Here is a 22,450-nt window from a genome sequence, read left to right on the forward strand (position 1 = left end):
GTGCCGCCCGGGCGGCACCGGACGGGCGGGTACGGCCGTGCCCACGCCGCCGTCCGGGGCGATGACTTCGACATCGAGGTGACTGTGAGTGAGTTCGGCGCGCGTGATCAGCAGAATGCGGTTCGACGGTTTCACCGCCGACCAGCTTTGCTTCCCACCGGAGGAAATTCACGCGCCTTCCCGCGCTGGCCCTGGTGGCCCTGACCGCGGTTGTCGTGCTCAGCCCGAGCGCGTCAGCCGACTCCTTCAGCGGCAGCATTTCCGCGCACCGGCTGGCCCGTATCGCGCCGGGCGGAACCCTCACCCTCTGCGGCACCTACCGGTGCGAGACGTCGTCATCCGCCCGCGCCGTCTTCGTCTCCAGCAACCTGGTCCAGGACAACAAGCGGCTCGGCTTCGGCGGCACCGAGGCCCGGTGCGGCGGACAGGAACACGAGCGGAGCAGCAGCGGGCTGGTGGACGGTCTGATGGATCTCGGCTTCCACGAAGGCCGGGCGGCCGTCGACGCGCACCTGATGACCCTGGAGTCCGACGGCGGACTGCCGAGCCGCGCGCCCCGGCAGGGCAGGAGGAGCCGGTCCGTCTTGTGGACGACCGCACCTGAGAGGCGCATGCCTGTAGGCCCGTGTGCCCGGGCCCGCCACGTACGCGGCGGGCCCGGGCACACAGGCAAACCTTCAGCGGCGATCCGCACGATCACCGAGCGGCGATCACGCAGCCTGTCCCTCCCGGGTCAGGAACTCGTGAGGAAGGATCTCGTCAGGATGACGAGCTGCTGCGTCGCCCGGGTCATCGCTACATAGCGGTCGACCGCTCCTTCGATGCCGTCGCCGAACTCCTCCGGATCGATGAGCACGACCAGATCGAATTCGAGGCCCTTCGACAGCTCCGGGGTCAGGGACCGGACGCGTGACGTCGCCCGGAACGTGGGGTCGCCGATGACGCAGGCGATCCCGTCGTCGTGCGCGGCGAGCCAGGTGCCGAGGATCGAGTCCAGGTCCGTGACCGGTCCGTGGACGACGGGGACGCCGCTGCTGCGGATGGATGTCGGCACGTTGGCGTCGGGGAGCTCGGCCCGGATAACCGGCTCGGCTTCCGTCATGACCTCTTCCGGCGTGCGGTAGTTGATGCTCAGGGAGGCCAGCTTGATCCGGTCGAGCCCGGCCCGCTCCAGGCGCTCCTCCCACGACTCCGTGAACCCGTGCCTCGCCTGAGCACGGTCCCCGACGATGGTGAAACTCCGCGACGGACAGCGAAGGAGCAGCATCTGCCACTCCGCGTCGGTGAGTTCCTGCGCCTCGTCCACGACGATGTGGGCGAACGGTCCCGCGAGCCGGTCCGGGTCGGCCGTGGGCAGCGCGCTCTCGTCGATCAGGCTGTCCTGGAGGTCCTTCCCGCGCAGCATCCGCACCGCGCCCTCGCTGTCGTCGCCGGCCGAGTTGAAGTCGGCTGCCGAGATGATGTCGTCGATGACGAGGGCCATGCGCTCGCGCTCGGCGGCGACGGCGGCGTCGTGCTGCCGCTTGCGCCGCGCCGCCTCCGGGTCACCGAGGCGCTGCCGAGCCGCGTCGAGGAGCGGCAGGTCGGACACCGTCCAGGCCTGGGGGGCGTCCTTGCGTTGCAGCTTCGCCACGTCGTCGCGGTCGAGCCAGGGGGCACACATTCGCAGGTAGGCGGGGACCGTCCAGAGGTCGGAGACGAGGTCGGCGGCCTCGAGCAGCGGCCACGCGCTGTTGAGGGCCGCGACCAGATCCCTGTCCTGCCGCAGCGACCGCAGGAACAGATCGGGCGAGACGCCGTCCTCGTCCTCGTCCATACCCTGCTTGTCCATGAGGATCGTGGCCAGTGCCTCCCAGACCTGCTCGCGCGCCTCGTTGTGCGCAGCGCCCGGACCCGGAGCCTTGAACGCTTCGGCCCAGTCGTCGGCGCTCACCCAGATGTCGGACCAGGCAGTCGTGGCGGTCATGCCCTTGGTGGGCGGCTCCTCGTAGAACCTGACGGCCTTCTCGATCGCCTGCACCATGGCCGCCGACGACTTCAGGCGGGCCACGTCCGGGTCGGTCTCGACCTCCGCCGTCGCGCCCTCGGTGACGAGGTCCTGCAGGATGCAGGTCTGCACGCCCTCCTCCCCGAGGCTCGGCAGGACATCGGCTACGTAGTCCAGGTAGGGCCGGTGCGGACCGACGAACAGCACACCGCCCCGACGGTGGCTGAGGCGCGGGTCGGAGTAGAGGAGGTACGCGGAACGGTGCAGGGCGACGACGGTCTTGCCCGTGCCGGGCCCGCCGTCGACGACGAGCGCTCCGCGCGAACCGGCGCGGATGATGGCGTCCTGGTCGGCCTGGATGGTGCCGAGGACGTCACGCATACGGGCCGAACGGTTGCTGCCCAGGCTGGCGATGAACGCGGACTGGTCGTCGAGCGCGGCCCGCTGTTCCAGGCCGTCGGCGGTGAACACCTCGTCCCAGTAGTCACTGATCCGGCCGCCGGTCCAGCGGTACCGGCGGCGGCTCGCCAGGCGCATCGGGTTGGCGTGCGTCGCCGCGAAGAACGGCTCTGCGGCGGGGGAGCGCCAGTCGACAAGCAGCCGGCGGCCCTCGCTGTCGGTGAGGCCGAGCCGCCCGATGTACAGGGGCTCGGCGTCGTCCGCGCCGACGACACGGCCCAGGCACAGGTCCAGGCCGAAGCGGCGCAGGGCGCGCAGGCGGCCGGTCAGCCGGTGGATCTCCGAGTCCCGGTCCATCGCCTCGCGGCCGATGCCACCGGGGGCCTTGCGCAGGACGTCGAGACGGTCGGAGAGCTCGGTGATCGTCTGGTCGAGGCTGCTCGCGATTGCCGCGAAGTGCTGCTCATCGCCGGCGATCAGCGTCGCATCGGCCTTGGAGGAAAGGCGCTCGGGAAGGTCGAACGCACTGGTGGTCGTGGAGGTCAATGTCATCAGCTCCGATCCGAGGTCACGCCTGCGAAGTCCGACGCGGCGCCCACCGGCACCTCGGCGCCGAGCGCCCGCACCGGCGCGACACCACCGCACGACCCATAAACCGACAGCAGCAAGTGCACTTAGTTGATCTCCCATTTCCGCAGGGTTCGGGCCTCGGCCAGCGATTGTGCGGCAAGGTGGGGGCCTTGCCGCAAGCCCCCCAGTGCGCTATAAATTAAGAGTGGCAAGGAGTGGGAAGTCCTCCTTGCCTTTCTTGCTCTCTGGGGACGGGCGCATCGTGCTCTCTCGGACGAGCACCTCCTTCAAGCGGCGGCGACGCGCCACGCAACGCTCCCACGAGACCGGCCGAAGCTCACCGCAGGGGCTCGCGTACACAGTCGGTCCGGTCCAACTGGCTTGGAACCAGCTCGACTTGATGGACGATCAGGCACAAGGGTGTTCCGGGGACGCGTGCGGTCCCGCGTCCCGCTCCTGACGGATCCCTCGCCGAAGATTGCCGGACATCGGCAGTGCGGCACAACCCACCGCTCATGCATGCTGGTGCCCGTCGGCTGAAACGGGGGGGGGCGTCAGTGGAAGCGAGTACAACCAGCAGCGTGGCGCGTGCGCGCGTGGGATCGGGACTGGCGGTGGCTGTCCTTCTGCTGCCCCTCGCCGGCTACGGACTGGCCCGGACCCGGGCAGTCCCCGAAGGCACACCGATCGTGCTCGGCCTGCTGTGCGCGATGATCGGCTTCCTCCTCCTCACCGAACTGTGCGAGGAACGAGCCCCGTTCCGGCACTCGTCGTCGCACCTGACCGCGCGCACCCTGACCGGCGAACGGTCCGTCGACCTGAACCGGATCGCCACCGTCCGCCTGCTCACGACCTTTTCGTACGGCGGCGCGCACCGCACCCTGGTGGTGTGCGACGCCCATGGTGTGCGCCTGGGCATCACGACGAAGAGATCCCGCGGGAAACTTCGCCGAGCGATCGAGAAGGCCGACGCGAACGCCGCGCGAGGAGTCCCCCGACCCCGGGTGAGCCGTGCGGCACGGGCATACCTGGGCCTTGCCCCGGGACGAGGACTCGCCGTCCACACGGCTCTCGCCTTTCTGCTCACGACGGTATCCGGGAGCCTGTACGTGATCGGCGCGCTCCGACTCGGCGGGCAATGAGTTCGGCCTGCAGCGCCGACGGCTCAGCGTCTACCCACATCCCTGACGTTCCCTACCGCCGGCCGTGCTGATGCGGCGACCGCCCGCGCCTGGTTGTCCGTCAGCGGTGTTGCGAGTCGAATCGCCGCAGGACGTGGACGACGCGCATCACTGCCAGGACGCCGCCGACCACAGTCCCCGTAGCCACCAATGAGTGCTCGACAGTGGGAGGGAGGCGCCAGACGAAGGCAGGGCCGGCGATCGTCGCGAAGACGATGCCTCCGAGGAAGCATGCGCTGAACAGCGCATAGCCGATCTCGACGGTGACCTCGTCCCGCTCGGCCTGGCTGCGCCGCAGTCTTGTCCCCATGAGGGCAGCATCGCAGCCGATCCGCCATCCGGCCACGTGCGTGCACGCACGTGGAGGGACTCCGGGAGAACTTCACCGTCCGGCCCGTGGGCGCGACGGCGGCCCGGGCGAGCCCGGTCAGGTCGGCTCCGGTGTCACGACGCCACGCCCGACCGCCAACCATGCTCGGGGACCGTGCCTACGGCGTGCTGGAAAGCCGGACCGTGACGAGGAGACCGCCGGCGGGGCGGGGGACGAGGTCGAGGGTCCCGTCGTGGGCGCGGACGATGCTGTGGACGATGGCCAGGCCGAGCCCGACGCCGGCGTGCTCGTCGGTGCGTACGCGTTCCGTTCCGCGCTGGAAGGGTTCGGTGAGGGTCGGTACCAGTTCCGGTGGGAGTCGAGGACCTGTGTTCTCGACCCGCAACACGCTCGTGTCGTCGTGCGTCTCGGTGTGGACCGTCACGGTGCCGCCGGCGGGGAGGTTGTGGACGATGGCGTTCTGGACGAGGTTCGTCACCATCCGCAGAAGGAGCTCCGCGGAGCCGCTGGTCCGGGCCGCCCCGCCGGTGACGTCGAGCGTGATGCGGCGCTGTTCGGCGAGGGGGAGCAGCGTTTCGGCGGCTTCTTCGGCGATGAGGGAGAGGTCGACGCTCTCGCGGACGAAGTTTCCGCGCTCGCCACGGCTGAGCAGCAGGAGGGCCTCGGTGAGGTCGATCGCCCGCGTATTGACGGCGTGCAGGCGTTCGATGAGTTCGTCCCGGTCCCGCGTGGGGTCCTTGCGGGCGACGTCGAGGAGCGCCCGCGAGATCGCCAGCGGGGTGCGCAGTTCGTGGGAGGCGTTCGCGGCGAACCTCTGCTGCTCGGCGACGTGGGACCCGAGTTGTTGGAGCATCGAGTCGAACGCGTCGGAGAGTTCACGGAATTCGTCCTGGCGGCCCTTCATGTGGATCCGGTGGGACAGCGACCCGCTCCCGGCCATCCGTGCCGCATCCGTGATCTGTGTGAGCGGTGCGAGCATCCGGCCGGCGAGGATCCATCCTCCGACGAGGCCGAACACGAGCAGGAAGACCATCGCCACGGCCGCGGCGGGCGCGAAGGTGTGCACAAGGAGGTAGCGGTTGGGCGAGATCCCGAGAAGGCCCTTGGGGTTGTCAGGTACGTAGCGCAGCAGGAACACCCACACCACGGCCAGCAGGAGAGCGCCGGCGACGGCGAGGAATCCGGCGTAGCTGAGGGTGAGTTTCAGTCGGGCGCTGAGCCCTGGACGCCTATCCATGCGGCGTACTGCCGGGGGCGGTGGTGTCCGGACCGGTGTCGATCCGGTAGCCGACGCCGGGCATCGTGGCGATGATCCATGGTTCGCCGAGCCGTTTGCGCAGCGCCGAGACGGTGATGCGCACGGCGTTGGTGAGGGGGTCGGCATTCTCGTCCCACGCCCGTTCAAGGAGTTCTTCGGCGCTGACGACCCCGCCCTCGGCGCCGACGAGGACTTCAAGGACGGCGAACTGTTTGCGGGTGAGCGCCACATAGCGTCCGTCGCGGAAGACCTCCCGGCGGAACGGGTCGAGCCGCAGGCCCGCGATCTCGTGGACCGGAGGCCGGGCGTACGCGCGTCTGCGGTCGAGCGCCCTCAGCCGCAGGACGAGCTCCCGCAGCTCGAACGGTTTGGTGAGGTAGTCGTCGGCGCCGAGCCCGAACCCGGAAGCCTTGTCGTCGATCCGGTCGGCGGCGGTGAGCATGAGGATCGGGATGCCGCTGCCGGAGGCGACGATGCGTCGGGCCACCTCGTCGCCGGAGGGACCGGGGATGTCGCGGTCAAGGACCGCGAGGTCGTAGGAGTTGACGCTGAGGAGTTCCAGGGCGGAGTCGCCGTCGCCGGCGATGTCGGCGGCGATCGCCTCAAGGCGTAGACCGTCACGGACGGCTTCGGCCAGGTAGGGCTCGTCCTCCACGATCAGTACGCGCATGTGCGAAGCCTAAGCAGCAGAACATATCGCCGACGTATGCAAAGACGTGTGCAAAGGCCTCTGCAAGGCCGGGCGCAAAGACGTGTGCACACCGGACACGCGGCTCACCCTGTCGGTGCCGGCGCGGGGCGGGGCTGGTCCGACGGTGCCTGCGCCGCAGTGCGCCACCACTGGCGCGACGCCAGCGCGGCCAGTACGGCGCCGGCGGCGTTGACCAGTACGTCGTCCACTGAGGACACCCGGTCAAGGCGCAGGACGTACTGTGCGGTTTCGACCAGGACCGAGCAGCCCGCCCCGAGCGCCAGGATCCGCGGCACGGACGCCAGCGCCGCGAACCGCATCGGTGCGAAGAACCCCAACGAAGCGAAGACCAGCAGGTTGCCGACGATCCCGAGCGTCCCCATTGTGACCAGGTCCCGCAGGGGTACCAGGCTCACCCGGGCGGGGACGATGCCGGCCCCGGCGCCCGGCATCATGGTCAGCCACAGGAACGGCACCGTCCCGTGGACCATGCCCACCTCGGCCAGCGACATCCGCCACGCCGATGTGACGCCGGCGGCACGCCGACGGAGCGTCAGCGCCCACGCCACCAGCGCGGCCAACGGCAGCGCGACCAACGTCATGAGCACCACACCGTTGAACGTGTCGAAGCAGCCGTGCCACCGCCCGGCCATGCACCTCGGAGCGGACATCATGAGCGGCCCGCGCACGACGAACGCGCCGCTCGCCAAGGCGACGATCGCCAGGCCGAGGAACACGATCCTGCGGGTACGGCCGGGCGGTGCCGGCAGGGATGCGTCGTGGTTCATGGCCCCCATTGGAGACGGAGGGCCGTTGCGGTGGCGTATGCGATTTTCGATACGCCCGCGATACACGGAATACCCGGCATCAAGGAACTGGCGCGAGTCGGCAGTGAGATGGTCCCGCCGCGGGTGATCGCGCCGGCGCGTCGGTCACGCTCGATCGGGTGTCCGCTCCTTCTCCTCGGCCGTGTTCACGGCATGCCGGGTGGAGGGGACGGCAGTCCAACCGGCCAGTGGTGCGCGCGCAGTGAGTCCGCCCTCAGTTCGTGGCCGCTGACGCTTCAACGCCTGACGCGGTACGGCCAGGTGCGGTCTCCTCGGATGGCTCGGGGCGTGTGTCCCACGTGGCGAGGTCCACCACCTGTCCGTCCGGGAACAGGGCGCAGGTGCGGTCCTCGGCGACGAAGACGCTGGACGGTTCGGCGCCCAGTACCGACGCGGCGACGAAGGCGCCGACGATGCGCGGGAAGTCGCACACCGCGCCGATGCGGAACAGGGACTGCGAGTCCGTCGTGACCTCGTCGCTTCCGGCGCGCAGGATGATCCGCTGGTCGGGGGCGACGGCCCGGGCCGCGACCGCGACAGCCATGTTCGCCAGACTGTCCGAGCCGACCGCGGCAAGACCGCGGGCCCGCAGGACGGAGAGGCGTTCGAGCAGGAAGCGGTCACCGCCCCGGCCGAGGACGACGGGGATGTTCAGGGAGCGGGCCAGGGGGAGGCACGCCGCCTGGGGGTTGCGCTCCACGGCGACGACCTTGATGCCGAGGTCCTTCAGCCGCGCGGACAGCCGCAGGCCCACCTGCCCGAGGCCGACGACGATGACGTGGCCGCGGCGCGGGATGGACCGGGCGCCCAGGATGCTCGTCATGCGGTGTCCCGTGAACCGGTCGACGACGCTCGCGGTGAAGATGGCCGCCAGCACCAGGACGGCGAGCATCGAGACGGCGGACAGGACCTTGTACCAGCCGGGTCCGTGCTCGGCCGCCGGCGAGGAGCCGATCGTGGTGAGCGCGCGGGCGGCGTTCCACACGGAGTCGGTCCAGTGCTCGTGCAGGACGAGGACGCCGAGCGCGATGTCCACCGAGAAGGCTACCGACAGGGCGGCCAGACTCGCGATGAGCGCCTTCGCGGACGTCCCGAGGGAACGCAGCCAGGCAGGGAAGGACGCGCGGGGGTGAACATGCGCGTGGGCCGCGAGGGCACGTCCGTTCAGATGCTCGACGGACGTGGTCCCGTCCTCCCGCCGGACCGCGATGACGCCCCCGCCGTCGGGCTGGAGCATCGCGTAGCTCGGGGCGAGGCATTCCGCCAGGAGGCTGGGCACGATGGCATCGGTCATGCTCAGGACGGTGCAGTTGGGGACCGTACGGGAGACCTCGTCGGCGACCGTGCGGTCGAAGAGGGTCACGACCAACCGGATACCCGGCTTGAGATGTTCGGCCAGCAAGGCATAGCGCAGGGCGACGATGTCATCGCGGGAGACGACGGCGACGGCGTCGACGGACTGCTCCAGGTGCTCGCGCAGGGTGTCGTCGTCGGGCCGCGGCAGGCGGTGCACCGTGCCGTACCGGCGGCCGATGTGAGCCGCTGCGGAGCGACCCAGGGCCTCGTCGTCCTCGATGATCACAATGCGCTGACCCGAGGCGGGTATGTGGGGAGGTGCCTGATCCTGAAATGTCTGCGGGTTCAAACCGTCGGCCTTTCTGCACGGGTGGGGGCTGCTCTGAGCCGCCTTTTGATCAGTGCGCCCGGCATGCCTGGTCGAGGCTCGGTGCGGGGGCTTCGGCGCGGGCCGGTCTGGCCGGCACGTCTGTCTCGTACGCCGTGTCCGATGAGTGAGGCACGGTCGGGAGGAGCCGAAGACGTGTTCTTTGTACCAGGGTTCCGGCGGTTTGTATCAGGCTCCATGGGGGCGTCGGATCCCCGGCCTGTCCGACATTGTGTACAAGAAGGCGAAGTCCCCTGTGCGGTATGGGAGTCACTGTTGCCCGCGACGGAGACCTCCTGGCGACGAGGCCGGAAACGCGGCGCGGTGGCTTCCGGCGCGGTGGTGCTCCCCAACCGTTCCGGGTCGAGAGGCCCGTGGCTTAACCACCCTTGAGGCGACCCTCAAGCCTGCCTTAAGGATCACTGATGGGTCTCTGACCTGGCTTTTTTCACCCCTCTCGACCCCTACTGTGGCCGCGTGACGACCGAGGCCGCCAGCGAATCCGAACTCTCCAGGTACCCCGCCCTGAACGCGTATCTGCGCCACGTCGAGGGCCCAGGCGCGGAGTACCCGCCCATACCTCCGCGGCCCACCCGCCGCCCCCGCATCGGCCGTCCCGCCGCTCCCCTGCGCATCTCGCCGGGCGCCCTGCGCGTGGGCATCGTCGTGGGCGGCATCGGCGTCAGCGCCCTCTGGGCCGTACAGGCCGAACCGTCGGCGCGGCTCGACGTGCTCTTCGCGACCGGCGCACACCTCACCGGACTGCTCGCCGGATACGGCATCCTCGTCATGCTCTTCCTCATGGCGCGCATCCCCGCCGTCGAGCACGGAGTCGGCGCCGACCGCCTCGCCCGCCGTCACGCCGCCGGTGGACGTCACGTCCTGGTGCTGTGCGCGGCCCATCTGGTCCTCGCCGTGTGCGGATACGCCACCCACGCCGGCACCGACCTCGTCTCCACCGTCGTGGCCCTCCTCGGATACCCGGCCGTCGTGGCCGCGTTCGCCGGTGCGGCCCTGCTCGTCGTCGTCGGTGTGAGCAGCGCTCGTGCGGTACGCCGCCGGGTCACCCACGAGACGTGGCGGGCCCTGCATCTGCTGACCTATCTGGGCGCTGCGCTGGGCTTCGTGCATCAACTCGCGGGCCCGGATGTGGCAAGCGGCGTCGTCACGCGGTGGCTCTGGGCCCTCCTGCACGCGACCGTCGCCGTACTGCTCGTCTGGTATCGGCTGGTCGTGCCCGTCCATCAGGCGCTGCGGCACAGCCTGCGCGTGGTCGCGGTCCATGGCGAGGGGCCCGGCGTCTTCTCCGTCGTCATGCAGGGCATCGGGCTCGACGGACTGCGGGCCGAGCCCGGCCAGTTCTTCCGCTGGCGATTCCTCAGGGCAGGGCTCTGGCACACGTCGCTCCCGTTCTCCCTCTCGGCGCCGGTGCGCGGCGATGAACTGCGTATCACCGTCAAGGCACTCGGCCGGCACACGCGCCGTGTCCGCAGGCTCGCGCCGGGCACGCGCGTCCTGGCCACGGGGCCCTTCGGCGCGCTCACCGCACACCGCCGCACACGGCGCAAGGTGCTGCTCCTGGCGGGCGGCGTCGGCATCACGCCCCTGCGGGCCCTGTTCGAGACGCTGCCCGGAGCGCCGGGCGACCTCACTCTCCTCTACCGCGCGGCCACGGCCGAACAACTCGTCCTGAGCGGGGAGTTGGAGGCCATCGCTCGCAGCAGGCAGGCGGCCCTGCACTATCTGCTCGGCCCGTCGGACGCCTCGTTCGACCCGCTCGCACCGCAGGCCCTGCGCAATCTCGTACCCGAACTCGCCGAGCACGACGTCTACGTGTGCGGGCCGCCCGGCATGACGGCCGCGGCCACCGCGGCGCTGGTGCGGGCAGGGGTGCCCGAAGACCACATCCACGCAGAGTGCTTCACGTTCTGAGCCGGCGCAGATGCCGTACACCACTGACAGAGAGACCCCCATGGGACGCCACCGCAAGCCCGCAGGCCCCACGCCGCTCCCCACCCTCACGGCCCGGCGCCGTCTTGCCGCCGGGCTCGCGGGGGCCAGCGCCCTCGTCGCCACGTTCCTCGTCGTCGCCGTCGACCCGGCGGCCCCGCCCGCCCCCGACCGGACCACGGCGACGGCGCCGTAGCCGCATGACCGGGGGAGGGGGGGAATCAGCTCACCTGCCCATACCGCTCACTGATTGCGGTGCGCAACGCCGGGGCCGAGGCGCCGAGTGCCGACAGTACTGACGGCACGAGGCCGGTGGTCATGGTGATGAGGCTGAGGCTGAGGTGTTCGAGGCCGATGTAACTGTCGTGCCGGGCCTGTGCCTCGCGGACCGTGTTCGCGAGGCTCTCCTTGGCGCGAGGGGAGAACCGGATGTGCCCGCCGGAGCGAGCGCCGGCGGTTTGGTACAGGCCGGTGGGAGCGGGGGCTTGTGCCGTGCGGACGGGGTGTCGGGCGGCTCGCCTCCGGCGCCAGTGGCGGGCGAGGACCGTGGGCACCACGCGACGCGGGCCGCGCCTCGGCGAGCGAGGTCCGTGGTGGACGGCGCTGTCGGCGCGCGCGAGGGCTTCCGGCCCGAAGGACTCCTCGATCCTGGCGCGTACGGCGTCGATGTCGATGCCCACGGACGCGAGGGCGTCCCGGTTGAGGGTGCCGAACAGGTGGGACGCGCCCCCGAGTCCGACCAGACGGACGATCTCCTCCTCCACCCCCTCCGGCGTCACGCCGTGCTCACGCAGTACGGCGCCCGCGGGCTGATCGGTGGAGGCGAGGGCGAGCAGGAGATGCTCGGGGCCGATGTAGTTGTGGCCGAGCCGGCGGGCGTGTTCCTGGGTGTGGACCACCACGGTGCGGGTGTCCGGTGTGAAGCGTTCGAACATCATCGACTCCCTATCAGGCGGCCGTACTTGCGGTGCACGGTCTGCTTGGTGACGCCGAGCCGCTCCGCGATGTCCTGCCAGGACCATCCCAGCTTCCGGGCGTTCTCGACCTGGAGGATCTCCAGGCGTTCGGTGAGTTCTCGTAGGGCGGCCACCGCGCGGAGCCCGGTGTCCGGGTCGCTGCTGGCGGCGCCCTCGGCGATTTCGAGTGTGCTCTCCATGGCCGTCAGCATATGCTGACGGCCGAATGGGTGTCAACATATGCTGACGCGATCCGGGGGTCCGAGAACCGATCGGAGCACCAGATCAGGCCGGGATGCCGCAGGCCTTCCTAGCATCGGCATGTGGAACACCCTGCACCGGAACAGCCGACCGCCCGGCCGCCCGCCGCGGCCTACCGCAACCTGGCCGTGGCCACCATCGGGTTCGCTCTCACGTTCTGGGCCTGGGCCCTCATCGCGCCGCTCGGCAGCGACTTCGGGGAACGCCTGAACCTGAGCTCGTTCAACCAGTCGTTCCTCGTCGCGGTGCCCGTCATCGTGGGCTCCCTCGGCCGCGTTCCCGTCGGCGCGCTGACCGACCGCTACGGCGCCAAGCTGATGTTCCCGCTGATCTCCGCCCTGACGATCATCCCGGTGCTCCTGGTCATCCCCGCCAGGGGCTCCTTCGTCGCCATGCTCGGCGTCGGATTCCTGCTCGGTATCGGCGGCACGACGTTCGCCATCGGTATCCCGCTCGTGAACTCCTGGTTCCCGCCCGCCCACCGCGGGTTCGCGCTCGGAATCTTCGGCATGGGCATGGGTGGTGTGGCCCTGTCGGGCTACTTCACGCCACGCATGGCCAAGCACAGTGAGAACCTCCCCTTCTTCGTGGTGGCCATCGCGCTGGCCGCCTACGCGCTGCTCGCTCTGCTCCTGATCACCGACCGCCCCGACCGGCCGATCCCCACCAGCCCGCTCGCCACCCGGCTCGGGCAGGCGGGACGGCTGAGGGTGACGTGGGAGCTGTCCGGTCTGTACGCGATCGGGTTCGGCGGCATCGTCGCGTTCGGCGTCTACCTGCCCACGTATCTGAAGACCTGGTACGAGCTCGACCCCACCGACGCGGGCACCAAAGCGGCCGGGTTCGCCCTGGTCACCGTCATCTTCCGGCCCATCGGCGGCTGGCTGTCCGACCGGATCCACCCGGCGACCGTCACTGCCTGCGCCTTGGGTGTCGTCGCGCTCTTCGCGATCGTCCAGGCCTTCGACCCGAAGCTGAACCCCGTGGGCACGATCTGCTTCCTGCTGATGGCCGCCGGACTCGGCACGGCCAGCGGCAGCGTCTTCGCGCTCGTCTCCCAGGTCACTCCACAGCCGCAGGTCGGCTCTGTCACCGGCATCGTCGGTGCGATGGGCGGCCTCGGTGGCTTCGTGCCACCGCTCGTCATGGGCGCGGTCTACAGCGCCAAGAGCTCGTACTCCATCGGCTTCATGCTCCTGTCCGACCTGGCTCTCGCCGGCTGCGTCTATGCGTACGGCCGCATGCGGAACATCGGGGCGGAGCGGCCGTAGGGCGTGTTTGCGGCCTCATCATCGGCCGGGCGTGCGTGCCCCGTTGCGCGCCGCCGCCGACCGACACGTCACTCGTGCGCCTTCAACAACGGGCGAAATGCATACAAAACTCCCTATCGTGGGTCGGGTGACTGAGCCACCCGCACCCCCCGCCGCCGCCTCGGACGTGGCCACCGCTCCGGACGCGCCACCGCCCACCGGCGCGGTCGGCGGGCCCCGACCGCGTTCGGTCGCAGGGCGGGCCACGCTCGCCGGCACCATCGTGTCCCTCCTGCTGATCCTGGCCATCGTGTTCGGCAGCCGGATGCTCAAGGACTTCGACTCGGCTCTCCTCCCGTACGCCGTCGCGACTGTGTTCCTCGCCTTCGGTGTCGCCTACCGCTACACCGTGTGGATCTCCGCCCCGGGCGCACGCCGTCTGTTCAAGCAGGGCTGGCGCAGCCTGTTCTCGTCCGACAACTTCCGCAAGGCGCCCACCGCGCTGCCGCAGATGATCGCCACCTACCTCGGCTTCCAGAAGTTCCTCGGGGCCCGCTCGCAGGCCCGCTGGGCCGCCCACCAGCTGATCTTCTGGGGCTGCATCCTGGCCGCCCTGATCACCTTCCCGCTGACCTGGGGGTGGTTCACGTTCACCTCCCCGTCCGGTGCGGGTCCCGGCTACGCGATGCGGATCTGGGGCATCAAGGTCATCGGCTTCGACTCGCTGAACATCCTCGGCTGGCTGATGTTCCACGGCCTGGACATCGCCGCCGTCCTGGTGATCCCCGGCGCCTCGTACTTCCTGTGGCGGCGTATGAAGGACCGCGGCGCCATGACCGGCCAGCGCTTCGCCTACGACCTGGTCCCGCTGATCGCCCTGATCGTCATCTCGGTGACCGGCCTGCTCCTCACCTTCTCTTCGATCTTCCTGCACGGCGGCGGCTACGAGTTCCTGGCGATCCTGCACATGGTGTCGGTGGTCTTCACCCTCATCTACATCCCCTTCGGCAAGTTCTTCCACATCGTCCAGCGGCCGGCCGCCGTCGGCATGCAGCTGTTCAAGTACACGGCCCGCAAGGACGAACAGCTCTTCCACTGCAAGCGCTGCGGTCAGCTGATCGACACCGCCCCGTACGTCGAGAACCTCCAGGGCACCATGCGTGACCTCAAGCTCGACTTCGCCACCTGGACCGAGTACTGCCCCCGCTGCAAGCGGGTGCTGCGCGGTGCCGCATACCTCAGCGACGTGAAGAAGGGCTTCAAGTGACCCAGCAGTACATCCCGCTTGACCCCTCCATCGCACCACCCGGCACCCGCAACTTCCGTGACGCGGGCGGCATCCCGGCCGACCAGTGGCACGCCGACCAGAACGGCGAGACGCTCGTCCCCACCCACTGCTGCTTCTGCGGCGTGCAGTGCGGGATGTATCTGCGCGTCGACAAGGGCGGCAAGGTGTTCGGCGTCGAGCCCCGCAACCACGACATCAACCGCATGCGGCTCTGCCCCAAGGGCATCAACGCCTACCAGCAGATCAACCACCCGGACCGGCTGACCGCCCCCCTCATGCGCCGCTCCCGCGACGAACCCTTCCGGGAGGCGACCTGGGAGGAGGCCCTCGACTTCACGGTCTCCGAGATCCGCCGCATCCAGTCCGCCCACGGCAACGACGCCTTCGGAGTGCTCGGCGGGGCGAGCCTGTTCTCCGAAAAGACATACCTGGTCGGCAAGTTCGCGCGCGTCGCCCTCAAGACGAAGCACGTCGACTACAACGGCCGCCTGTGCATGGTCTCCGCCGCCGGAGCCAACAAGCTGTCCTTCGGCATCGACCGGGCCGGCAACCCCTTCTCCGACATCCTCCTCTCCGACTGCCTGCTGATCGCCGGGTCGAACGTGGGGGAGTGCTTCCCGGTGATGACCCAGTACGTGTGGGGCGCCCGAGACCGGGGCGCCGTCCTCATCGTCGTCGACCCGCGCGAGACGTCCATCGCCCGCACCGCCGACATCCACGTCGCCCTCAAGCCGGGCACCGACTCCGTGTTTTTCAACGCCGTACTGAACGTAGTCATCCGCGAGAACCTCGTCGACGAGGAGTACGTGGCCGCGCACACCACCGGCTGGGACGAGGTCAAGGCCACCGTCGCGACGTACACCCCGGAACGGGCCGCCGAGATCTGCGGGATCCCCGCCGCACAGGTCGTCCAGGTCGCCAGGGCCTTCGCGGGCGCCAACAACGCCATGGCCTGGCACGCCCGGGGCATCGAGCACCACTCCCAGGGCGTCGAGAACTGCCTCACCGTCATCAACCTCTGCGTGGCCACCGGCAACATCGGCAAGCCCGGCGCCGGCTACGGCACCCTCACCGGTCAGGGCAACGGCCAGGGCGGCCGCGAGCACGGCCAGAAGGCCGACCTGCTGCCCGGCGGGCGCTCCATCCTGAACCCCGACCACCGACGGCAGATCTGCGAGATCTGGGGCATCGAGGAGTCCGAACTCCCCGCCGCCGGCACGTCGATGATGGAAATGGTCTGGCAGATGCAGCGCCAGGAGATCCGCGGCCTGATCGGCATCTGCAACAACCCGTTCGTCTCCCTCCCCAACTACGCGACGGTCAAGGAGGGTTACGACACCCTCGAGTTCCACGCCCAGTTCGACTTCTTCCTCTCCGAGACGGCGGACAACGCCCACGTCGTCTTCCCCGTCACCACCTGGGCCGAGGACGAGGGCGTGATGGCCAACGCCGAGGCCAGGGTGGTCAAGCACAACAAGGCGCAGGAGCCGCCGGAGGGCGTACGTACCGACACCTGGGTGATGTGTGAGCTGGCCCGACGCCTCGGTGTGGGAGACAAGTTCGACTATCCCGGCTCCCGCGAAGTCTTCGAGGAGCTGCGCATCGCGTCGGCCGGCACGGTCATCGACTACTACGGAATCACCTACGACCGTCTCGAGGAGACCGGCGGCATCGCCTGGCCGTGCCCCTCCACCGACCACCCCGGCATGCCCCGCCTCTTCGAGGACGGCAAGTCGTACCACCCCGACGGCAAGATCCACCTCCAGGTCGTGGAGTGGCACCCGCCGATGGACCCGTACGACGACGACCACCCCATGTCGCTCACCACCGGCCGCACCGTCGCCCACTTCCTGTCCGGCAACCAGACGCGCCGGCTCGGCGCCCTGGTCGAGCAGACCCCGCGCCCATGGGCGGAGGTCCACCCCTCGCACGGCTTCAAGAACGGCGATCCGGTACGCGTCGTGACGCGCCGGGGCAGCGAGGTCTTCCCCGCTCTGGTCACCGAGGCGATCCGCCCCGACACCGTCTTCGTGCCGTACCACTGGCCGGTCCCCACGGCCGCCAACGCGCTCACCATCGACGCCCTCGACCCCCGTTCCAAGATCCCCGAATACAAGGTCTGCGCCTGCCGCATCGAGCACGCCGAGCAGATCGACGAGGTGCCGGCGCCCCCGACCGCGCCCGGCCAGGTCGCGTACCCGGAAGCCCAGGTGTCCCGTACCGACCCCCTGCCGCCCACGGCCCCGCAGGGCCGTGGCACCGCCGAGAGGAGCTGAGGTCACGCCATGATGGGCAGAACGATCTTCATCGATCCGGGCCGGTGCATCGGCTGCCAGGCGTGCGTGTCCGCCTGCCGGGAATGCGACTCGCACCGGGGCAAGTCCATGATTCACCTCGACTACCCCGACGAGGGCCACTCCGTCGCGTCCCTGCCCACGGTCTGCATGCACTGCGAGGACCCGGTCGCCCCGTGCGCCGAGGTGTGTCCCGCCGACGCGATCCTGGTGACCGCCGACGGTGTCGTGCAGCAGGCCGACACCACCCGCTGCATCGGCTGCGCCAACTGCGTCAACGCCTGCCCCTTCGGCGTACCGAAGATCGACCTCCAGGCCAAGCTGCAGATGAAGTGCAACCTCTGCTACGACCGCACCGCCTACGGACTCGCCCCCATGTGCGCCACGGTCTGCCCCACCGGGGCCCTCTTCTACGGAACGCTCGAGGATCTCCAGGCCGAACGCCCGGGCGTCCAGGTCGCGGACTCCTTCACGTTCGGCGACGTCGTTGTCAACACCGGCGTGGCGATGGTCGTCCCCGCCGACAAGGTCCAGTGGCCGGTGCCCGGAGGGCTGCCGATCGTCCAGGTCAACGGGAAGGACGTGACCCGATGAGCGTCACCGAGCAGCCCCCGGCCCCCGAGCCCGGAACCGACGACGACGCGGCGCAGGCGGCGCTCGAGGACCGCATCTCCGCCGACTCCCTCACCACACGCCGCGACTACCTCCGTATCGTCGCCACCGTCTCCGGCGGCCTGGCCGTCGGAGGCATCGCCGTCGCCGGGGGAGTGCTGCACCGGCACGGCGACACCGACAGCGCACCGGAACCCAAGCGGGTCACCGGGCGCCTCGCACCCGGCGAGTCCATTGCCTTCCGCTTCCCCGGCGAGGACGACCGCGCGGTCGCCGTCCGCCTCACGGACGGCAGCCTCGTCGGTTACTCCGCCGTCTGTACGCACCTGGCGTGCGGCGTGCTGTGGCGCAAGGACCGCGGCAGCGAGGGCGAGTTGTACTGCCCCTGCCACGAAGGCATCTTCGACGCCCGCACCGGCGAGGTCACCGCGGGCCCGCCACCGCGCGGCCTGCCCAAGGTGCTGCTCGTCGAGCAGAGCGACGGCAGCGTCTGGGCGGTCGCCACGGCCCGCTCCGGCGAGAACGCCCAGGACGCGGTGTGCAGGGAGTTCGCCGACGCGCGGCCCGAGGTGCGGGCTCAGCTCGGCTGCCCCGTCGCGAACGACGCCAACGGGGAAAGGAGCCAGCGGACATGAGCACCGAAGAGCCTCAAGCCGTTCCCCCGAGGCCCCAGTACACCCCCGGCAGCGCCCAGCCGCGCCTCAACCGCCCGGTCCAGGAGCGCTACCCGCAGATCCGCCCGACCAGCGGCTACGGCGACCCCCGGATCCAGCACACGGGTCCGGGTCCCGGCGCCGGCACCGACCAGGAGCCGGAACGCTCCTCGAAACTCACGGCCCGCCTCGTCCTGGCGATGACGGTGGTCATCGGCCAGCTATGGGGCCTCAGCGTGGTGGTCAACGAGTGGATGATGGGCGCAACCGGTACGGCCTGGTGGGGCGCGGGATTCCTGTGCCTGTCCTTCCTGGTGGTCCTGGGGCTGTGGCTGCTCGACCCGAAGGATCGCTGAACTCCCGGCCGGACGACGTCACTTACGTCCCGCAGATCCGGCCTGAACTCCGGCGGACCGGCGCCATTCAAGACCCCAAGTAGCGCAGTACGGCCAGCACGCGCCGGTTCGCGTCCTCCGACGCGGGCAGGCCCAGCTTGCCGAAGACGGCCGCGACGTGCTTCTCGACCGTGCCCGCCGACACCACCAGCGCCTGCGCGATCGCGGCGTTCGTCCTGCCCTCGGCCATCAGCGCCAGAACCTCCCGCTCGCGTGCCGTCAGCGACTCCAGGTCGCCACCACGGCGGCTCGCTCCGGCCAACTGCGTGACTACTTCGGCGTCGAGAGCGGTGCCGCCGGCGGCGACGCGGGACAGGGCGTCGGTGAACTCGGCGACGTTCGCGACGCGGTCCTTGAGCAGGTAGCCGACCCCGGCCGAGCCCGCGGCGAGCAGCCTGGTCGCGTACTTGGTCTCGATGTACTGGGAGAACAGCAGCACGCCCGTGCCCGGGTGCTCGCGCCGGATGTCGATCGCGGCTCGCAGGCCCTCGTCGGTGTGTGTCGGCGGCATCCGGATGTCGACGACGGTGACGTCGGGCCGGTGCTCGGCGACGGCTGCGACAAGGGCGTCGGCGTCGGGCACGGCCGCGCACACGTCGTGGCCACGTTCGGTGAGCATCTGGGCAAGCAACTCCCGCAACACGGCGGCATCTTCGGCGATCACGATGCGCATGGGGGCATGCTCTCACGGGTTCGAGCGGGGGAGGGCGGGGGCAGCTGCGCTGCGTGCGGGCCGTCCGTCGTGTCCCTCAGCGCATTGCTTGCGGCGTCAGTCATGCGTGGAGCGGCAGTTCCACCGTCACCGCGGTCGGCCCGCCGCTCGGGCTCGACACGTCAAGGCGTCCGTCCACCGTCCGCACCCGCTGCTGAAGGCCCGTCAGCCCGCTTCCGGCGCCGAGCGCCGCCCCGCCGCGGCCGTCGTCAGTGACCCGCAGCCGCAGGACGCCGTCCTCCTGCGCGACCCACAACACCGCCCGGCGCGCGCCGCTGTGCTTGATGACGTTGGTGAGGAGCTCCGCCGCGCAGAAGTACGCGATCGTCTCGATCGCGGGCGTCGGCCGCCGCGGCACGTCCACCGAGAGCTCCACCGGTACGGAGCTCCGCGCGGCCAGCGTCGACAGCGCGTCGGGCAGGCCGTCGTCCAGGGCCGGGGGATGGATGCCGCGTGCCAGGTCACGCAACTCGGTGAGGGCCTCGGTGGCGTTGCGGTGCGCGATGTCCACGAGTTGCCGTACACGCGCCGGGTCAGCGATCGGTTCGCCCTCCGGGCCGAGCCGTTCCTTCGCCATGTCGAGGCCCATGGCCAGCGCGACGAGCCGGACCTGCGCCCCGTCGTGCAGATCGCGCTCCAGGCGGCGCAGCAGGGCTGCCGAGTCATTGACGGCGAGAGCGCGGCTCTCCTCCAAACTCCTTACGCGTTCCGCGAGTTGGCCCGGACCGAGCAGTGCCCGGATGAGCCAGCGGTCCACGGCGACGACGCCACGTGTGAACCAGGGCGCCGCCAGCAGCGTCACCGCGCCGATCGCCGCCGCCACGAAGGTCCCGGCGAAACTCGTGCTGTGCGGGGCGCCACCGCCGAGGGGGATCGGTGTGATCGTCGGCATTCCCGCCTCGCCCGCCGCGGGGCGCTGGTGGAACGCGGCCCAGCGCAGTGGCGCGGAGAGATTGAGGAGGGCGGTCAGCCACCAGCCGACGGCGTACAGGCCGAAGGCGGCGACGGGCAGCTTCACCAGGACGTATGCCACCGCACGCCACCCCGCCGCATCGCGCAGGCGAGCGTCCAGCCGCGCGAACGCCTTGCCCGTCGGCCGCAGCCGCGGCGGCGCCTCCACCCGCTCGTCCAGCAACCCCTGGGCGAGCCGGCGATGCACGGCGGCGCAGCCGCGCGCGAGGCCGACCGCCCCGACGACCAGCGCAAGGCCGAGGACAGCGCCGACGAGGGAGGCGGTGAGACCGGTGCCGAGGGCGAGCAGGACGAGGAGGAGAACGGCCCCGACGACGGCCAGGGGGAAGCCGACCAGGCAGTACGTGGCCTCGGCCCAGGCACGAGCCGTGAACGGGGCGCGCAGGACGGCGCCCGGGGAGACCTGACGTGAGGGCTCGGCCCGCGCGCCTTCCGGTGGCCGGTCCCCGGCTGACTCGTGCATGGCTCAAGTCTCCTGTACGTACGCATCTGTTGTAGGTGTCTGCCGTCTGCCGTCTGCCGTCTGCCGTCTGCCGTCTGCCGTCTGCCGTCTGCCGTCTGCCGTCTGCTGTCAGGCGTCCCGGCGCGTCAGCAGCCAGCCGCCCGCGCCGAGCGCCGCCACCACGTACAGGCACAGCATCCCGAAGCCGACCCACGGTGAGAGCACGTCGGCCACCGGCTTGGAGACGGCGAGCGAGTTCCCAGCGATCATGGTCGGGAAGTACTTTGCCACCGTGACCCCGGTGAGCCCGGACAGTGCCGCGGGCAGCACGTACAGCAGCCCGACCAGTGCCCCGATGGCCGCGGCCGTGTGCCGGACGACGGCGCCCAGCGCGATGCCGAGCAGCCCGACCATGGCGAGATACGCGCCCGAAAGGACCACCGCGCGGAGCACACCCGGGTCGCCGATGGCGGGCACCGGCACTCCTTCTCCGAGCGCGAGCCGCCCGGCGAAGAACGTGGCGAACGCGACCACTTCACCGACGGCCGACGTCACCGCGCCGAAGACGCCCGCCTTGGCGGCGAGCAGCAGCGGCCGGTTGGGGATCGCGGCGAGCGTGGAGCGAATCGCGCCGGAGGAGTACTCGCCGGTGACCACGAGCACGCCGAGTACGCCGACGACGAGCTGGCCGAGGGCGATCCCGGCGAGCACGTTGTTCACCGGGTCGAACGTGTCGGCCTTGTCCGGGCTGGGGGCATGAGTGTTGGCCATGGTCACGACGCCGATGACGAGCATCCCGACGACGGTGGCCACGAGCGCCCACGGGGTGGAGCGCAGGCTGCGCAGTTTGATCCACTCCATCCACGCGGCGTGGGCGAACCCGTGGCGCCCCGCGGGCAGTGCCCGTGTCGTCTGCGGGGCGGTCACGACCGCCTCCTCGGCTGTGCGGGGGCGGTGCCCCGGTACTCGGCGCTGTCCCCGGTGAGGGCGAAGAACGCCTCCTCGAGAGAACGTCCGTCGGCCGTCAGCTCGGCGACGCTGGTGTCGGCGAGCAGCCGGCCCTGGCCGATCACGATCAAGTGGTCGGCGGTGAGCGCCATTTCGCTGATCAGGTGACTGGACAGCAGCACGGTGCGGCCCTCGGCGGCGAGGGACTTCATCAGGTTGCGGATCCAGCGCACGCCCTGCGGGTCGAGCCCGTTGACGGGCTCGTCGAAGAGCAGCACCCCCGGATCACCGAGCAGGGCGGCGGCGATGCCGAGCCGCTGCGACATGCCCAGCGAGAAACCGCCCGCGCGCTTGTTCGCCACGTCGGCGAGACCGACGGTGTCCAGGACGACGCGGACCCGGGCGCGGGGAATGCCGTTGGCGGCGGCCAGGGCGGCCAGGTGGTTCGCCGCGCTGCGGCCCGGGTGGTACGTACGGGCCTCAAGCAGCGCGCCGACCTCGCGCAACGGCCAGCGCAGCTCGTTGTACGGCGTGCAGTGGATACGGGCGGTGCCCGCATCCGGGCGGTCCAGGCCCATGATCATGCGCATGGTGGTGGACTTCCCGGACCCGTTCGGGCCGAGGAAACCGGTCACCGCGCCCGGGCGGACCTCGAAGCCGAGGCCGTCGACGGCGACGGTGGGGCCGTAACGTTTGGTGAGACTGCGGACCTCGATCAGGGCTGCTCCCAGGTGGCTGCGTTCATGCCCCCGACGCTAGGCGCGCCCGCGCCGCCCCGGAACGAGGCTGGCCTCCGTCTTGAGCTGGGGG

At 70.4% G+C, this 22,450-nt stretch carries 22 protein-coding genes; 10 read left to right on the forward strand and 12 right to left on the reverse strand.

All coding sequences use genetic code 11. The annotated features are described in order from the left end of the window. The first annotated feature begins 194 nt into the window (after positions 1-194). The gene (locus OG574_RS43210; protein WP_326777691.1) at positions 195-803 is read left to right on the forward strand and encodes a DUF6299 family protein; all 609 of its coding nucleotides are present in this window, start codon (positions 195-197) and stop codon (positions 801-803) included. On the opposite strand, the gene helR is transcribed toward OG574_RS43210, so the two are convergent. After that, a complete protein-coding gene (gene helR / locus OG574_RS43215) occupies positions 734-2,938 on the reverse strand; it encodes an RNA polymerase recycling motor ATPase HelR (RefSeq protein WP_442816890.1) in 2,205 nt (734 codons plus the stop codon). The two genes, OG574_RS43210 and helR, sit on opposite strands and share 70 nt — an antisense overlap. Before the next feature lie 632 nt (positions 2,939-3,570). On the opposite strand from helR, the gene OG574_RS43220 reads away from it, so the two are divergent. Beyond that, positions 3,571-4,098, forward strand: coding sequence for a hypothetical protein (locus OG574_RS43220; RefSeq protein ID WP_326777692.1), 528 nt, complete (start codon positions 3,571-3,573; stop codon positions 4,096-4,098). A 100-nt stretch (positions 4,099-4,198) separates the two neighbouring features. Here the strand turns inward: OG574_RS43220 and OG574_RS43225 are convergent, their stop codons facing one another. The 5 genes from OG574_RS43225 to OG574_RS43245 form a co-directional block, all read right to left on the reverse strand. After that, the gene (locus OG574_RS43225; protein ID WP_326777693.1) at positions 4,199-4,447 is read right to left on the reverse strand and encodes a DUF6332 family protein; all 249 of its coding nucleotides are present in this window, start codon (positions 4,445-4,447) and stop codon (positions 4,199-4,201) included. A 178-nt stretch (positions 4,448-4,625) separates the two neighbouring features. Further along, complete coding sequence (locus OG574_RS43230; protein WP_326777694.1) at positions 4,626-5,705, reverse strand: sensor histidine kinase; 1,080 nt, start codon at positions 5,703-5,705, stop codon at positions 4,626-4,628. Next, on the reverse strand, positions 5,698-6,396 hold the full coding sequence (locus OG574_RS43235) for a response regulator transcription factor (protein WP_326777695.1): 699 nt from the start codon (positions 6,394-6,396) through the stop codon (positions 5,698-5,700). Before OG574_RS43235 ends, OG574_RS43230 begins: the two co-directional genes overlap by 8 nt. 104 nt (positions 6,397-6,500) lie before the next feature. Continuing rightward, positions 6,501-7,205 (reverse strand): VanZ family protein, encoded by a 705-nt coding sequence (locus OG574_RS43240; RefSeq protein ID WP_326777696.1) that lies wholly within the window; start codon positions 7,203-7,205, stop codon positions 6,501-6,503. A 253-nt stretch (positions 7,206-7,458) separates the two neighbouring features. Then, positions 7,459-8,826, reverse strand: a complete 1,368-nt coding sequence (locus tag OG574_RS43245) for an NAD-binding protein (protein ID WP_326777697.1) — start codon at positions 8,824-8,826, stop codon at positions 7,459-7,461. A gap of 558 nt (positions 8,827-9,384) precedes the next feature. Here OG574_RS43245 and OG574_RS43250 point away from each other — a divergent pair. After that, a complete protein-coding gene (locus tag OG574_RS43250) occupies positions 9,385-10,839 on the forward strand; it encodes a ferredoxin reductase family protein (RefSeq protein ID WP_326777698.1) in 1,455 nt (484 codons plus the stop codon). 40 nt (positions 10,840-10,879) lie between these two features. Beyond that, positions 10,880-11,053: a hypothetical protein gene (locus OG574_RS43255; protein WP_159032472.1), complete on the forward strand. Its 174-nt coding sequence runs from the start codon at positions 10,880-10,882 to the stop codon at positions 11,051-11,053. Positions 11,054-11,078: 25 nt separating this feature from the next. Here the strand turns inward: OG574_RS43255 and OG574_RS43260 are convergent, their stop codons facing one another. Both OG574_RS43260 and OG574_RS43265 read right to left on the reverse strand, forming a co-directional pair. Then, positions 11,079-11,795 carry a Clp protease N-terminal domain-containing protein gene (locus OG574_RS43260; protein WP_326777699.1) on the reverse strand — a complete coding sequence of 239 codons (717 nt, stop codon included), beginning with the start codon at positions 11,793-11,795 and terminating at the stop codon, positions 11,079-11,081. Next, positions 11,792-12,013: a helix-turn-helix domain-containing protein gene (locus OG574_RS43265; protein WP_100594665.1), complete on the reverse strand. Its 222-nt coding sequence runs from the start codon at positions 12,011-12,013 to the stop codon at positions 11,792-11,794. The genes OG574_RS43260 and OG574_RS43265 overlap by 4 nt, the downstream gene beginning before the upstream one ends. A 123-nt stretch (positions 12,014-12,136) precedes the next feature. Between OG574_RS43265 and OG574_RS43270 the strand changes: the two genes are divergently transcribed. The 6 genes from OG574_RS43270 to OG574_RS43295 all read left to right on the forward strand — a co-directional run bounded on the left by OG574_RS43270 (position 12,137) and on the right by OG574_RS43295 (position 18,527). Beyond that, positions 12,137-13,345, forward strand: a complete 1,209-nt coding sequence (locus OG574_RS43270; RefSeq protein ID WP_326777700.1) for a nitrate/nitrite transporter — start codon at positions 12,137-12,139, stop codon at positions 13,343-13,345. A 127-nt stretch (positions 13,346-13,472) separates the two neighbouring features. Then, a complete protein-coding gene (locus OG574_RS43275; RefSeq protein WP_326777701.1) occupies positions 13,473-14,591 on the forward strand; it encodes an MFS transporter in 1,119 nt (372 codons plus the stop codon). After that, positions 14,588-16,888: a molybdopterin oxidoreductase family protein gene (locus tag OG574_RS43280; RefSeq protein WP_326777702.1), complete on the forward strand. Its 2,301-nt coding sequence runs from the start codon at positions 14,588-14,590 to the stop codon at positions 16,886-16,888. Before OG574_RS43275 ends, OG574_RS43280 begins: the two co-directional genes overlap by 4 nt. 9 nt (positions 16,889-16,897) lie before the next feature. After that, positions 16,898-17,500: a 4Fe-4S dicluster domain-containing protein gene (locus OG574_RS43285; RefSeq protein ID WP_100594407.1), complete on the forward strand. Its 603-nt coding sequence runs from the start codon at positions 16,898-16,900 to the stop codon at positions 17,498-17,500. Further along, positions 17,497-18,153 carry a QcrA and Rieske domain-containing protein gene (locus OG574_RS43290; RefSeq protein ID WP_326777703.1) on the forward strand — a complete coding sequence of 219 codons (657 nt, stop codon included), beginning with the start codon at positions 17,497-17,499 and terminating at the stop codon, positions 18,151-18,153. The genes OG574_RS43285 and OG574_RS43290 overlap by 4 nt, the downstream gene beginning before the upstream one ends. Next, on the forward strand, positions 18,150-18,527 hold the full coding sequence (locus OG574_RS43295) for a hypothetical protein (RefSeq protein ID WP_326777704.1): 378 nt from the start codon (positions 18,150-18,152) through the stop codon (positions 18,525-18,527). Before OG574_RS43290 ends, OG574_RS43295 begins: the two co-directional genes overlap by 4 nt. Positions 18,528-18,594: 67 nt before the next feature. Here OG574_RS43295 and OG574_RS43300 read toward each other — a convergent pair whose 3' ends face one another. From OG574_RS43300 to OG574_RS43315, 4 genes are all read right to left on the reverse strand, one after another. Then, positions 18,595-19,239: a response regulator transcription factor gene (locus OG574_RS43300; RefSeq protein ID WP_326777705.1), complete on the reverse strand. Its 645-nt coding sequence runs from the start codon at positions 19,237-19,239 to the stop codon at positions 18,595-18,597. A gap of 100 nt (positions 19,240-19,339) precedes the next feature. Then, positions 19,340-20,713 carry a sensor histidine kinase gene (locus tag OG574_RS43305; protein WP_326777706.1) on the reverse strand — a complete coding sequence of 458 codons (1,374 nt, stop codon included), beginning with the start codon at positions 20,711-20,713 and terminating at the stop codon, positions 19,340-19,342. A 108-nt stretch (positions 20,714-20,821) separates the two neighbouring features. After that, complete coding sequence (locus OG574_RS43310) at positions 20,822-21,619, reverse strand: ABC transporter permease (protein WP_326777707.1); 798 nt, start codon at positions 21,617-21,619, stop codon at positions 20,822-20,824. Further along, positions 21,616-22,359, reverse strand: coding sequence for an ABC transporter ATP-binding protein (locus tag OG574_RS43315; protein ID WP_326778798.1), 744 nt, complete (start codon positions 22,357-22,359; stop codon positions 21,616-21,618). Before OG574_RS43315 ends, OG574_RS43310 begins: the two co-directional genes overlap by 4 nt. Positions 22,360-22,450: the final 91 nt, after the last annotated feature.

The sequence above is a fragment of the Streptomyces sp. NBC_01445 genome, from assembly GCF_035918235.1.
Lineage (GTDB): Bacteria > Actinomycetota > Actinomycetes > Streptomycetales > Streptomycetaceae > Streptomyces.